The 12711-nt window shown below is 37.8% G+C and carries 16 protein-coding genes; 6 read left to right on the top strand and 10 right to left on the bottom strand.

The annotated features are described in order from the left end of the window. Positions 1-20: 20 nt before the first annotated feature. From recO to rplI, 10 genes are read right to left on the bottom strand one after another with little or no spacing between them, the layout of a single operon-like run. Positions 21-731, bottom strand: coding sequence for a DNA repair protein RecO (recO, locus tag ACZ430_RS03340; RefSeq protein WP_297213009.1), 711 nt, complete (start codon positions 729-731; stop codon positions 21-23). A 3-nt stretch (positions 732-734) separates the two neighbouring features. Then, a complete protein-coding gene (locus ACZ430_RS03335) occupies positions 735-1187 on the bottom strand; it encodes a bifunctional nuclease family protein (RefSeq protein WP_297213007.1) in 453 nt (150 codons plus the stop codon). 1 nt (position 1188) lies between these two features. Beyond that, a complete protein-coding gene (gene era / locus ACZ430_RS03330; RefSeq protein ID WP_297213006.1) occupies positions 1189-2067 on the bottom strand; it encodes a GTPase Era in 879 nt (292 codons plus the stop codon). After that, a complete protein-coding gene (locus ACZ430_RS03325) occupies positions 2064-3254 on the bottom strand; it encodes a pyridoxal phosphate-dependent aminotransferase (protein ID WP_464910693.1) in 1191 nt (396 codons plus the stop codon). Before ACZ430_RS03325 ends, era begins: the two co-directional genes overlap by 4 nt. After that, positions 3254-4342: an alanine racemase gene (alr, locus tag ACZ430_RS03320; protein WP_339944819.1), complete on the bottom strand. Its 1089-nt coding sequence runs from the start codon at positions 4340-4342 to the stop codon at positions 3254-3256. The genes ACZ430_RS03325 and alr overlap by 1 nt, the downstream gene beginning before the upstream one ends. Before the next feature lie 2 nt (positions 4343-4344). Then, positions 4345-4533, bottom strand: a complete 189-nt coding sequence (locus ACZ430_RS03315) for a twin-arginine translocase TatA/TatE family subunit (protein ID WP_297212999.1) — start codon at positions 4531-4533, stop codon at positions 4345-4347. Further along, on the bottom strand, positions 4521-5129 hold the full coding sequence (gene mobA / locus ACZ430_RS03310; RefSeq protein ID WP_297212998.1) for a molybdenum cofactor guanylyltransferase: 609 nt from the start codon (positions 5127-5129) through the stop codon (positions 4521-4523). Before mobA ends, ACZ430_RS03315 begins: the two co-directional genes overlap by 13 nt. After that, a complete protein-coding gene (gene amrB / locus ACZ430_RS03305; protein WP_297212996.1) occupies positions 5113-5919 on the bottom strand; it encodes an AmmeMemoRadiSam system protein B in 807 nt (268 codons plus the stop codon). Before amrB ends, mobA begins: the two co-directional genes overlap by 17 nt. 1 nt (position 5920) lies before the next feature. Next, the gene (dnaB, locus tag ACZ430_RS03300; RefSeq protein ID WP_297212994.1) at positions 5921-7303 is read right to left on the bottom strand and encodes a replicative DNA helicase; all 1383 of its coding nucleotides are present in this window, start codon (positions 7301-7303) and stop codon (positions 5921-5923) included. Continuing rightward, complete coding sequence (gene rplI, locus ACZ430_RS03295) at positions 7303-7746, bottom strand: 50S ribosomal protein L9 (protein WP_297212993.1); 444 nt, start codon at positions 7744-7746, stop codon at positions 7303-7305. Before rplI ends, dnaB begins: the two co-directional genes overlap by 1 nt. A 145-nt stretch (positions 7747-7891) precedes the next feature. On the opposite strand from rplI, the gene nrfH reads away from it, so the two are divergent. The 6 genes from nrfH (at position 7892) to queF (ending at position 12687) form a co-directional block, all read left to right on the top strand. Continuing rightward, positions 7892-8326, top strand: a complete 435-nt coding sequence (gene nrfH / locus ACZ430_RS03290) for a cytochrome c nitrite reductase small subunit (RefSeq protein ID WP_297212991.1) — start codon at positions 7892-7894, stop codon at positions 8324-8326. A gap of 11 nt (positions 8327-8337) precedes the next feature. After that, on the top strand, positions 8338-9804 hold the full coding sequence (locus ACZ430_RS03285) for an ammonia-forming cytochrome c nitrite reductase subunit c552 (RefSeq protein ID WP_297212989.1): 1467 nt from the start codon (positions 8338-8340) through the stop codon (positions 9802-9804). Between the two features lie 123 nt (positions 9805-9927). Further along, positions 9928-10551 carry a Crp/Fnr family transcriptional regulator gene (locus ACZ430_RS03280; RefSeq protein WP_464910692.1) on the top strand — a complete coding sequence of 208 codons (624 nt, stop codon included), beginning with the start codon at positions 9928-9930 and terminating at the stop codon, positions 10549-10551. Between the two features lie 274 nt (positions 10552-10825). Continuing rightward, a complete protein-coding gene (locus ACZ430_RS03275) occupies positions 10826-11401 on the top strand; it encodes a UbiX family flavin prenyltransferase (RefSeq protein WP_297212985.1) in 576 nt (191 codons plus the stop codon). Beyond that, a complete protein-coding gene (gene hemH / locus ACZ430_RS03270) occupies positions 11394-12350 on the top strand; it encodes a ferrochelatase (RefSeq protein WP_464910691.1) in 957 nt (318 codons plus the stop codon). The genes ACZ430_RS03275 and hemH overlap by 8 nt, the downstream gene beginning before the upstream one ends. Beyond that, positions 12325-12687, top strand: coding sequence for a preQ(1) synthase (gene queF / locus ACZ430_RS03265; protein WP_297212981.1), 363 nt, complete (start codon positions 12325-12327; stop codon positions 12685-12687). Before hemH ends, queF begins: the two co-directional genes overlap by 26 nt. Positions 12688-12711: the final 24 nt, after the last annotated feature.

Here is a 12711-nt window from a genome sequence, read left to right as displayed (position 1 = left end):
GTGATATTTCTCTCCATATGTCATGATTTATTATAACCCAAGACAGTTTGAGTGTGAATTTGAAGAAAACTCTCTGCCTCATCAATAAGACTGCTTGAAATTCTTACCCTCTCAAGAAATTCAATCTTCCATGATGAAAGTTCTTTCAGGATTTTTATAACTCCTTTTGTCAAAGGTTTCGGCACTAATTCCTTTTCTCTTAAACATCGTTCACATACTATAAAACCTTGAGAATAGAAAAATTTTTCAAACAGAGTTCTTCTGCATATTCCGCAATTACGGAAATCTGGAAAGTAGCCGAGCATGTTTAATGTCTGAACCTTTAGATATAGTAAATAATTTGCTGTTTTACTCTTATTTTCAAGACAATGGGAAGTGGCAAGAATAAGTGAAAAGAGTTCAGGATGAGGTTCTCTATGTGGAACAATATTTATCAAAAGCCTTAATATATCGCAAATTTTAAGAAATAAGCTAAAATTTTCTCTAAGAGTTTGAAATGACCTTATTATATCTGACTGAATAATTCTTTGAAGATTTTCTTCCCTGCCAATAAAGGATATTCGTGAGTATGTAAGCGGTTCAAGAGAACTGCCAAATCTGCTTTTTATTTTCCTGGGGCTTTTAGCGAAGAGATTTATAAGTCCAAAATCTTTGGTCAGATAGGTTACAATTAAGTCCGCTTCACCGTAAGGTGTGCTTTTAATGACAATGGCCTCTGTGCTGTATTGCATTAACTACATTATGTTGCCGAAGTCTTCAGGTTTTAGATTTTTAAGCCATTCCTCGAGTTCGTCGCCTTTTCTTAACTCAAAAATACCCTCATCGACAAAAATTGGCGCCTGAACACGTAAGGCTATAGCAACAGCATCGGAAGGCCTTGAGTCAATGGTTTTCTCTCTTACACCATCATGGGCATAGATGAGGGCATAATAAGTGTTGTCAATTAAATCGGTTATTACTATCTTTGTAATTCTGACTTCAAGCTCATCGAGTATGTTCTTTATTAAATCATGTGTTAGAGGCCTTGGAGTAATAACTTTACCAAGTGCAAGGGCTATAGAGTCAGCTTCGGGTTTGCCAATCCATATAGGAAGGGTCTCCTCTCCGTCAATCTGCTGAAGGAGCAGTATATACATTCCACTTCTTGGGTCAAAGAGTAATCCCTCTACTTTCATCTCTATTAACATACTAATACCCCAGTGATTTTAATAGCATATCCCTTTGTCTCCACTTTTTTCTTACCTTTACCCATACCTCAAGGAACACTTTAATTCCAAGAAATCTCTCAATATCAAGCCTTGCTTCTGTTGCAATCTTCTTGAGTCGCTCGCCCTTTTTACCTATTATAATAATTTTTTGACCTTCTCTTTCAACATATATGTTCGCTCCAATACTGATTAATTTTTCCGTTTCTTCCCATCTTTCTATATCAACGGCAACGGCATATGGAATTTCTTGTTGGGTATTTTTCATTATTTTTTCTCTAATAAGTTCGGCAACCATAAATCTCTCAGCCTGGTCTGTTACCATGTCATCGGGATAGAGTTTGGGAGATTGGGGTAAATAGAGGTTGACACTCTCAATCAATCTATCAATTCCGTCTTTTTTTAAAGCAGAAATAGGTATTATCTCCTTGAAGTTAAATAGGTCTTTGTATTGGTCTATTAATGGAAGAAGGCTCTGCTTCGAGACACTATCAATTTTATTTATTACAAGAACTACAGGTTTTTTAAATTTTTTTAGCTTATTGATTATAACAAGTTCTGCCTCAGCAGGCTTCTCTGGTTCAACCATTAAAACAATAAGGTCAACCATCTCCATAGCATCATAGGACTGCTTGACCATGAACTCACCGAGTTTGTTTTTTGGTTTATGAATACCTGGAGTGTCTACGAATATAATTTGAGATTCCGGTAGATTTTTAATTCCTATTATTCTGTTTCTGGTAGTCTGGGGCTTTTCCGATACGATAGAAATCTTCTCGCCTAAAATAGTATTAAGAAGAGTAGATTTCCCAACATTAGGTTTGCCAATTAAAGCTACATATCCACACTTAAAATTACTCATTTTAAGTCATCCACGGCTTCTTTAATTCGCTCAATACCTTTTTTAAGATTTTCCATTGATGTGGCATAAGATATCCTTATAAATCCCTCTGCTCCAAAAGCTGAACCGGGCACCAAGGCAACAAGAGCCTTTTCAAGTAGATATATGCTTAATTCCATAGAGTTTTCTATGTTTTTGCCGTCGTTTTTCTTTCCTAAAACTTTGCTTATATTTGGAAATGCATAGAAAGCACCTTTTGGCATTCGGCATGATATTCCGTTAATATTGTTTAACTCATTTACAAGATAATTCCTTCTTTTTTCAAATTCCTGTCTCATGCCCTCTACACTGTCCTGAGGTCCCTTTAAAGCTGCCACAGCAGCTTTTTGAGCAATTGACGTAGGATTGGATGTAGACTGGCTTTGGATTTTTGTCATAGTTTTTATTATCTCCACTGGTCCTGCGGCATAACCAATTCTCCAGCCTGTCATGGCATGGGATTTACTCAAACCATTTACAACAATTGTTTTTTCCTTTATCTCATCTCCAAGAGAGGCTATGCTTATATGACTTTCTCCGTCATATATGAGTTTTTCGTAGATTTCATCAGAGATTATGTAAATATTATGCTGCAATGCAATTTCTGCAATTCTCTCAAGAGTTTTTCTATCATAAATAAAGCCTGTGGGATTTGAAGGCGAGTTCAAAATAAGGGCTTTTGTTTTTTTTGTAATCTTTTCCTTTAGTAATTCAGGTCTAATGGTGAAGTTGTCTTCTTCATAGGTCTCAACAATTACCGGTTGGGCATCATTTATTAAAACCTGGTCAGGATAGGAAACCCAGTAAGGTGCAGGTATAATTACTTCATCACCAGGTCCAAATAAGGCTTGAGCAATATTATAGAGGGAATGCTTTGCTCCACATGAGACAAGGATGTTTTCTTTGCCATATTTGAGACCATTTTCTTTTTCAAGCTTCTCAACAATTGCTTCTTTTAGTTCATCTATTCCACCTACAGGGGTATACTTTGTAAAGCCATCTTTAATAGCCTTTATTGCCGCTTCTTTGATGTGCTCAGGTGTGTCGAAATCTGGCTCACCTACTCCAAAATTTACAACATCAAATCCTTTTGCCTTAAGCTCTTTAGCCTTTGAGTCAACAGCCAGAGTTGGTGAAGGTTTAATTTTTTTTGCTCTTTCAGCTATCATCAGTTTTCCTCCGTAATGTATTTTTTTCGTGCTCTACTACCAAGAGAAGTGAGCACTTCATAGGGTATTGTTCCTGCCCACTGGGCGATATGAGAGGCAGAAATCTCTGTATCTCCCATTTCGCCGAGAAGAACTACTTCATCATTTATTTTCGGATTTTCAACCTCTGTCAGGTCAATCATTGTCAAGTCCATACAAATTGTCCCTAAAACAGGAACTTTTCGCCCTTTTATAATTACCTCTGCTTTGTTGCTTAGTGTTCTAAAGTAGCCGTCTGCATATCCAACGGGTATAACACCTATTATGCTCTTTCTTTTTGTTACGTAAGTGCCTCCGTAGCTAATGGGAGTTGCCTCTGGAAGACTTCTTATATCAAGTAGTCTTGTTTTAACTGTCATGGATGGTTTTAATTGAGAAGAACCGTAACCATAAAGCATAAGCCCTGGCCTTATGGCGTCAAAAATAGCCTCTTCATATAGAAGTCCTTGTGAGTTAGCTATGTGAAAAATAGGAGTAATTCCTACAACTTTTAAGCACTCTCTTATTTGGTTAAATTTTTCTATCTGTTCCTTTGTCCATTCAACGTCTTCTGTTTTAGACAGGTGGCTCATCACTCCTTCAACTTTTATGTTATCGAGCATGGCAATTTTTTTTATTGTTTCACAGGGAGATTCGTAAATGCCCAATCTTCCCATTCCCGTTTCAACTTTTACATGAACGGGCAGAAAAACTCCTCTGCGATAGGCTTCCTTTGATAGGGCTTCTGCTTGCTTTTTGTCAAATACGACGGGAATTAGATTGTATTTGAAGATGCCTTCAATTTCCCTATCGAACAATACGATAATCTTACTATTTATTCCAGCTTCTCTTAGTATGAGAGCTTCCTCAAAAAAGGCAACGCCAAGATAGTCTACTCCTAAGGATTCATAAACCTTAGAGATTTCAATAGCACCGTGCCCATAAGCATCGGCTTTAACAATGGCTATAATTTTACAGCCAGCCTTTTTTTGATTAAGATAAGCTTTAACAGTAGAGTAGTTATGAATGATATTCTTTAAATTAATTTCAGCCTGTAGAAATCTGCTCACATTTATTTTTTCTCTTCAGGATTATCCTTTTTAGGAGTTACATCAATCTCATCTTTCTCGCTTGTTGCCTTTTTAAAATTCTTTATTGCTTCGCCAATTCCCTTGCCAATCTGAGGTAGTCTTGTTGCTCCGAAAAGGATTACCACTATAACGAGAATAATCAATAGCTCCTGCGTGCCTAATCCAAACATTTTATGCCTCCCTTTTTAAGATTTTCTAATTCTTCCTCTGTGTTTATATTAATAAAAGATAATCCTTCTCTGTCTAAATTTGCAACATCCAATACATAAGCACCTATATCATCAAGAAATCTGGTCATGCTCAGTTTGTCTTCCAAAATTAATCTAAGAAGCTCGTCATGAAGTTTTTTAGAGTATATTCCAGGAAGCGGATAAATCTTGCCGTTAAATAAAGGAACAGTGGCAATGTTTGCATTTTTTAAGTGAGTCTCTGCAAGGTTACAGATAAGCTCTTTTCTCACAAATGGCATATCGCAAGCAAAGGCGAATACATCATAGCTCGAATTTTTGATTGCCACATGTATCCCTGCCATGGGTCCCCTGAAAGGATAAATATCACCTAATAGGGGAAGACCTGTGTAAAAGTAGAGCTCTGGAAAGTTTGTAACAATGAAGAGTTCTTCGAAATTTTTTTCTAAGTTAGACACAATCTGGTCAATTATTCTCTTACTTTCAAAAGACATTAAACATTTTTGTCTTTTCATTCGTGATGATTTGCCACCCGCTAAAATGGCTCCGGTGAGAGGAATTTTACAGGACAATTGCACCTAAGTAACCTACAACTTTACTGTAGTCCCTACTTACTTCTGCTGAAGTAGTATATTTTATTACTCTAACTTCCGATGCACCAAGTATTTTCGAAGTATATAGCATTGTTACAGTAGGTATTACTCCACACATGGATATTTTATGCTCAACCACAGTTCTGTAAAGTCCTGAAGGGTCAAAACTTTTAATCCTATCTATCGCAAGAGCATCAATTTTTCTTGCTTCTTCATCAGAGAGATAATGACTCATGTCTGTGCTTGAAATTATAATTACTCTATCTTTTACTTGCAAATTATCAATTGCTTCTGCTATGCCCTGCGCAAGAATTAGGCACTCTTCAATAGAAAGCATTTTTATAGTTATCGGAACAATTTTGGCCTCTTTATTGAGGGCAAAAATAAAGGGTAGTTGAACCTCGACTGAATGCTCATAAATGTGTGCTTTAATGTCCTCCGAGGCAACAGAAGCTTTTTCAACTATTTTTTTTGCAAGTTCCGAATGAATTGAAAGCTTACCCAATGGTATCTCCCATTCTCCTTCGGTCATAACAGAAATGTTGCTTCCATAGCCAGTATGATTTGGACTTAGTATTATGTATATTTCTTTTGGCTTTATTTTAGAGTAGACTTCTCCTGCTACAGAGCCTGAATAAACGTATCCTGCATGAGGACATATGGCACCGATGGCATCTTGACTACCTGCTGAAGGCATGTAATCTCTAATTTCGCTCAGTAGTTCTCTGGGATTGGAAGGATAAAAATATCCTGCTACAGCCGGTTTTCTTATCATTCTAAACTTCCTCTTCTATTTCCGTGCCTGTGTATTGCTCTGTGTAGTCTAAAAATCTGGTGTAATCACTGAGGAATGTTAGAGTTATTTCATCGGTAGGGCCATTTCTCTGCTTTGCTACAATTACCTCAGCCTTTCCTTTATTGGCAGGATTTTTCTTGTTGTAAACTTCGTCTCTGTAGAGAAATATTATTAAATCTGCATCCTGTTCAATAGCACCTGATTCTCTTAAGTTTGCAAGTGTTGGCTTTCTGTCAGATGTTCTTTCTACAGACCTGTTAAGCTGGCTTAGTGCAATGACTGGTACTTTAAGCTCCTTTGCCATTGCCTTAAGAGATCGCGATATTTCAGCTATCTCTTGCTCTCTTACTTCATAGTTTGATTTTCCCCGCATTAGCTGGAGGTAGTCTATAATTATCAGGGCAAGCCTTCCCTGTTCCATCTTAAGTCTTCTTGCCTTAGCCCTTATCTCTAAAACACTCATCTGGGAGGAGTCATCTATGTAGATTGGCGCTTCACTGAGCTTAACAGCTGCATCTGTTATGCGTTCCCAGTCACGTTTACTTATAAATCCTTTTCTTAAAGCGGAAGAGTTTACCATGGCAATACTGCTCAGAAGTCGCATGGCAATCTGTTCTTTTGACATTTCAAGGCTGAAGTATGCAACAGGCTCACCAAGTTCAACTCCTACGTGCTGGGCAATATTCAAGGAAAAGGCTGTTTTACCCATTCCAGGTCTGCCACCGATTATTATAAGGTCTCCTGGCTGAAATCCACTGGTTAGTTCATCGAGGTCTTTAAAACCAGAGGGAACACCGGTAATCACAGCTTTTTTCTCATACATACTTTCTATTATCTTGAAGGTGTGTTTTACCACATCCTTCATATGGAAGAAGTTAGTTTTAGTTCTCTTTTCTGAAATTTCAAAAATGAGCCTTTCTGCGTAATCGACCATCTCCTCAGCATCTTCGGGTTCTTCATAAACCTTTGTAACAATCTCTGTGCAGGCTCTAATGACAGCTCTCAGCAAAGCCTTTTCTCTTACAAGTTTTGCATGATATCGGATGTTGGCTGCAGTGGGGACTATGGTTGCTAAATGGCTTAGATAGCTTAACCCTCCTATGTTGTCGAGTTCTCCTTTGTCTCTTAAATGTTCTGTGATTGTTATCAAATCTATGGGTTCATTTTTGTCAAAAAGTTCAAGCATTGATTGGTATATTTTTTTGTGGGCTTCTCTGTAGAAATCCTCAGGAGAGAGAATTTCTATGGCTTTTGTTATAGCCTCTCCCTCGAGTATCAATGCACCAAGAACAGCCTGCTCTGCCTCCAGACTCTGAGGCGGAAGCCTGTCTACAGATGCACTTATTTCTCTCACATAAGCCATTACTCGGCTACTACACTTAGTTTAAGTTTAGCTGTTACATTTCCAAGAAGCTTAATTTCGACCTCGTATTCGCCAACTCTTTTTATTGGCTCGTTGATAACTATCTGCTTTTTGTCCACGGAGAAGCCATTTGTTTGGAGAGCTTCGGCAATATCCTTTGCAGTGATTGAACCAAATAGTTTTTGGTCTTCGCCTGCTTTAGCTGAAAGGGTTATCTGAATCTCACTGAGTCTCTGGGCAATTGATTCGGCATCCTGTCTTTTCTTTTTTGCCTCTTCCTCAATCTTTTTTTTCTGGTATTCAAGGAGCTTCATGTTTTTTTCGTCAGCAACTAATGCAAGTCCTCTTGGCAATAGAAAATTTCTTGCATAGCCATCTTTTACATTGATTATCTGTCCAGCTTTTCCAAGTCCTTGAATGTCATCTTTGAGAATAACCTTCATCATACCCCCTCTACATAATTTTTTATTTTTATAATACCACAATCTCCTCACTCAAGGTGACAGAGTTGTTTTGCTAAGGCTGTCTTATAGTTGAAAGATAAGTATTTTTTTGGTATATTTGGGAAAAGGAGCGAGGGGGTGATTAATGAGAAGGGGCTTATTAGTTTTTTTATTGATTTCTCTGTTTATTGTTGCCATCCTATCTACTAAGCTAATTGCTAAAACCAACTCTCCAGAATTTTGCGCTAAATGCCATGTTATGGAAGAGCAGTATGTAACTTTAATGAAAGGAGGCGTTCACAACTCTTTAAAATGCGTAGATTGTCATCTACCAAATGATTCAAAGGTAAAGTTTTACCTTTGGAAAGGCATTGATGGAACAAAGGACGTTGTGCATTTTTACTCTGGAAGCGTGCCTGAAAGAATTGTTATATCTGCCCATGGTAAACAAACAATTCAGGAAAACTGCGTAAGATGTCATGATGGAATGGTCTCAAGAATTAATGTATCCGATAGAAAATGCTGGGACTGCCATAAGAGAATATCTCACAAATTGGCAGGTTTCAGAGAAACTATGTAAGGAGGGCTTTAATGAGAAGATTCAGTTTTACATTTGTTTTATTTTTTATGACCTTTCTTTTATTTTCTTGCGCCCCTGAAAAGCCTAAGGAGTTTAAGGCAGTAGCAATTCCAGAAGGAGAAGTTGACCCAGCAGTTTGGGGTAAAGCTTATCCAATTCATTATGAAATGTATAAACAATCTCAAGAACCAACCCCTGCTGGAAAGAGTAAATATAAAAGAGGATGGGATACAGACAAGATTATTTACGATAAACTCTCAGAATATCCTTTTATGGCATTACTATACAACGGCTGGGGTTTTGGAATTGAATATAATGAGCCGAGGTCGCATTTTTACAGAGTAATCGACCAGCTTGAAATTGACCCCTCAAGACTCAAACCCGGTGGAGTGTGTCTTACCTGTAAAACTTCTTATGCACCTGAACTGGAAGCAAAATACGGTATGGCCTACTATAATAGACCATATAAAGAAGTCTGGAGTTGGATACCGGAAAAACACAGAAAGCTTGGAGACTCATGTATTGATTGTCATAATCCAAAAGATGCCTCACTTCAGATAAGAAGAGGTTTCACACTTGTTAAAGCCCTTCAGACAATGGGTGTAGATACAAACAATATTCCTCATCAAGAGATGCGTAGCATTATTTGTGCCCAATGTCACGTTACATACGTTGTTCCAAGAGACAAAGACATGAAACCTACAGGACTTTTTTTCCCATGGCAGGGAAGCAAATTTGGTGGAATTACTATTGAAAATATTATTAAAGTTCTAAAAAGCGACCCTGCCTACGCAGAGTGGAAGCAAGCTGTCACAGGTTTTAAACTTGCTTACATAAGACATCCTGAGTTTGAGTTTTTCTCAAATAACTCAACGCACTGGAATGCAGGTGTCTCTTGTGCAGACTGTCACATGCCTTACAAAAAAATGGGTGGTTTCAAAGTATCGGAACACAGAATAATGAGCCCTCTTAAATCTGATATGAAAGCGTGTCTGCAGTGTCACAGTGAGACTCCAGAATGGCTTAAGCAGAGAGTATTAACCATCCAGGACAGAACAATAAGTCTACTGCTTAGGGCAGGATATCAGACAGCAGTTACGGCAAAGCTTTTTGAGATTGCAAACAAAGCACAGGAGCAGGGCAAAAAACTTGACCAAAATCTTTACAACAAAGCAAAAGACCTATACCTTGAAGCATTTTACAGGGTAGTATTCATAGGTGCTGAAAACTCAATTGGGTTTCATAATCCTACTGAGGCAGGAAGAATTCTTGGTGATGCAACAGCCTATGCATCAAAGGCTGAAGCAGTTTTAAGAACAATGCTTGCTCAGGCAGGAGTAAGCGTTCCTGTGAACGTAGACCTTGAACTTAAGAAATACCTCAATAATCGTGGAGAGAAGAAGCTTAACTTCAAACCAGAGCAGGAATTCAAAGACCCTTACGGAACTCAGCAGAATATAGATAATTTGCTTAAGTAAGCTTTTAAGGCCTTTACCATTGCTTTTCTGTGGTAAAGGCCTTATCTTTTTTTAACGTATAATCTGTTAAAATTATCTATGCTCAGCGAACTACCTTTATTTAAAGATTTTAAAGAAGACGATTTGAAGACCCTTGAAGCGAGTCTGAAAATTATTAGGTTTAAAAAGAAAGAAACAATATTTTCAGAAGGTGAAAGTCCAAGATGGTTTTACATACTGCTAAAAGGTAGGGTTAAAATATCTAAGCTTTCTTCAGACGGAAGAGAGATTGTTCTTGAGATAATTGATTCTCAGGATTTTTTCGGAGCCCTTGCTGTAATAAAGGGTTTTCCCTATCCGGCAAATGCTATAGCTGTTGAGGACTGTGAAGTTGCCAGGATACCATCAGAAATTTTTCTTCCTTTGATAGTTAAGTATCCCAATATTGAAGCTCAAATATTACATCATGTAACTGTAAGACTTAAATCGGGTATTGAAAGTTTAAAGAACATAGCTTTAGAAGATGTCTCATCAAGAATAGCCTACCAGCTTCTTAAGCTGGCAAACAAATACGGAAAACCGTTGTCAGAAGGAGTTATTATTGACCTCAGAATAACAAAACAGGAACTTGCTGAGATGACAGGAACAACAACAGAGACAGCCATTAGGGTGATTAGTAAACTGAAAAAAATGGGCTATCTTTCCGAGATAAATCACAAGTTTATAATAAAAGATATAAGAGCACTGGCAGCTTTATTTGACGGATAGAGAATGTAGAGGATTTAAAAACGAACTCTAAGGTAACTGTTGACAGAAGTTCACTAATTTACCTATACTTAATTTAAATCCAACTGAAGTTGGATTTATAACAACAACCATGAAGGCTTGGGGATGAACCCCGGTAACTTCATGGTTTTTTTTTGGCTTCCATACATGTCCCTCACCCCTTAGTTGCCCCCTGAGGGGTGCCCCTCCCTGAGAAGAGGAGACCGCCCTGGTCTCCCTTTCTCTCTTTTATCAGTAAAATGTTATTATAAGGAAAATGAAGAAATATGTCGTGGCCATTACAGGCGCTTCGGGAATAGTCTACGGAATGACACTTATGATTTTTCTTGCCAAAGCCTATAATGTCGATTTAATAATCTCAGAGTCTGCTTTCTCAGTTATGAGTCATGAGCTTTCACCGGAGCTTAAAGATATTGAGTCAGTAAAGCTTAAAACAAAAGATTTAGACGTCAGAGTATATTCGGAGAGGGATTTTTATGCGCCTATTGCAAGTGGCTCCAATAAAATCGATGGAATGTTCATCGTTCCCTGTTCCATGAAAACCCTTTCTGCTATTGCTTCAGGCTTTGCGGACAATCTTATAACAAGAGCAGCCGATGTTATGATAAAGGAAGGAAGAAAACTCATCGTGTCACCAAGAGAGATGCCTTTCAGCAGCATTCATTTAGAGAATATGCTGAAATTATCCCGTTTAGGTGTAGTAATAGCTCCGCCCGTTCCTGCTTTCTATCACAATCCGCAAGGTCTTGAGGATATGATAAATTTTGTCGTAGGCAAACTTCTTGACCTTATGGGCATAGAAAATGACCTTTACAGGAGATGGAATGGATAAAATCGGAGTGCTTCTTCTTAACATGGGTGGTCCAGACAGTCTCAAAGCAGTGAGACCCTTTCTGTATAATCTTTTCAAAGACCCATATATAGCCAATTTTGGCATAATTCAGAAGCCTATGGCATGGTTAATCTCGACTTTGAGAAGCGGAAAGATAGAGAAAGCTTATAAAAAAATCGGTGGTAAGTCACCTCTAAAGGAGATTACACTTAAGCAGGCAGAGCTGTTTGAAAGAGAATTGGGAAAGGAGTTTTCAGTAAAGGTAGGGATGAATTATTGGTATCCTTTTATAAGTCAGTCATTGAAAGAGTTTGAAAAAGAGGGTGTAAAGAGAATCATTGCTTTATCCTTATATCCTCAATACTGTCGGGCAACATCAGGTTCAGCTATTGAAGCATTTAAGAGATATGCGGAAGGTAAATTTGAATACTCCATAATTGGCTCTTGGTGTGAACATCCCCTATTTATTGATGCTTGGTGTGAGAATATAAAAGAAGCTTTTAATGCACATGGAGAAGGCTTTGTTTTGTTCAGCGCCCATGGAATACCGAAGTCTTTACATGAAAGCGGAGACCCCTATGTTGCTGAGGTTGAGAAAACAGTACATGCAATAGTTAAGAATTTATCGTTATCTCATTGGCGTATTTCCTATCAAAGCAGAACAGGGCCGGTAAAATGGGTTGAACCCTCAACAGAAAAAGCCTTGCATGACCTATCCAGAGAGGGATTTGATAAAATATTTGTAGTGCCGGTAAGCTTTGTTTCAGACCACATTGAAACTCTCTTTGAGATAGACATAGTATACAAGAAAATGGCCAGTAGCTTAGGTTTAAATCTGCTCAGAGTGCAATCTTTAAATACTTCAAAAAAATTTATAGATGCTCTTAAGGCAATAGTATTAGAATCAATAAATGGAGGAAAGCATGCTTTATGGCGAGAAAGAAATTAGAGAAGCAAAACTTGAGGCTTGGGATAATCCTTATCCTGACAGAGAATACAGAATTGAAATAAATTTCCCCGAATTTACCTGTCTTTGTCCACGGTCAGGATATCCTGATTTTGCAACTATAAAGATAAACTATATTCCAGACAAGAAAATAGTAGAATTAAAATCTCTCAAACTCTATTTAAACTCTTACAGAGATATTCATATATCCCATGAGGCAGTCACAAATAAAATTTACGATGACCTAAAACAACTTCTCTGTCCGAGATTTATTGAGGTAATCGGAGATTTTAACCCAAGAGGAAATGTAAAGACCGTTATAAGAGTTAGCAGCGAGTGAGGTCTTCCTTACCAAAAATGCTAT

The sequence above is a fragment of the Thermodesulfovibrio sp. TK500a genome, from assembly GCF_055381765.1.
The sequence above is the reverse complement of the archived record's forward strand: the minus strand, read 5'-3'. Positions and strand labels throughout refer to the sequence as shown.

Excerpts from the sequence above, each read along its gene's own strand:
- ACZ430_RS03315 (WP_297212999.1), bottom strand. The coding sequence starts at position 4,533 with ATGTTTGGATTAGGCACGCAGGAGCTATTGATTATTCTCGTTATAGTG.
- ACZ430_RS03285 (WP_297212989.1), top strand. The coding sequence starts at position 8,338 with ATGAGAAGATTCAGTTTTACATTTGTTTTATTTTTTATGACCTTTCTT.
- ACZ430_RS03275 (WP_297212985.1), top strand. The coding sequence starts at position 10,826 with ATGAAGAAATATGTCGTGGCCATTACAGGCGCTTCGGGAATAGTCTAC.
- nrfH (WP_297212991.1), top strand. The coding sequence starts at position 7,892 with ATGAGAAGGGGCTTATTAGTTTTTTTATTGATTTCTCTGTTTATTGTT.
- era (WP_297213006.1), bottom strand. The coding sequence starts at position 2,067 with ATGAGTAATTTTAAGTGTGGATATGTAGCTTTAATTGGCAAACCTAAT.
- ACZ430_RS03325 (WP_464910693.1), bottom strand. The coding sequence starts at position 3,254 with ATGATAGCTGAAAGAGCAAAAAAAATTAAACCTTCACCAACTCTGGCT.
- dnaB (WP_297212994.1), bottom strand. The coding sequence starts at position 7,303 with ATGGCTTATGTGAGAGAAATAAGTGCATCTGTAGACAGGCTTCCGCCT.
- queF (WP_297212981.1), top strand. The coding sequence starts at position 12,325 with ATGCTTTATGGCGAGAAAGAAATTAGAGAAGCAAAACTTGAGGCTTGG.
- amrB (WP_297212996.1), bottom strand. The coding sequence starts at position 5,919 with ATGATAAGAAAACCGGCTGTAGCAGGATATTTTTATCCTTCCAATCCC.
- ACZ430_RS03335 (WP_297213007.1), bottom strand. The coding sequence starts at position 1,187 with ATGTTAATAGAGATGAAAGTAGAGGGATTACTCTTTGACCCAAGAAGT.
- recO (WP_297213009.1), bottom strand. The coding sequence starts at position 731 with ATGCAATACAGCACAGAGGCCATTGTCATTAAAAGCACACCTTACGGT.
- rplI (WP_297212993.1), bottom strand. The coding sequence starts at position 7,746 with ATGAAGGTTATTCTCAAAGATGACATTCAAGGACTTGGAAAAGCTGGA.
- hemH (WP_464910691.1), top strand. The coding sequence starts at position 11,394 with ATGGATAAAATCGGAGTGCTTCTTCTTAACATGGGTGGTCCAGACAGT.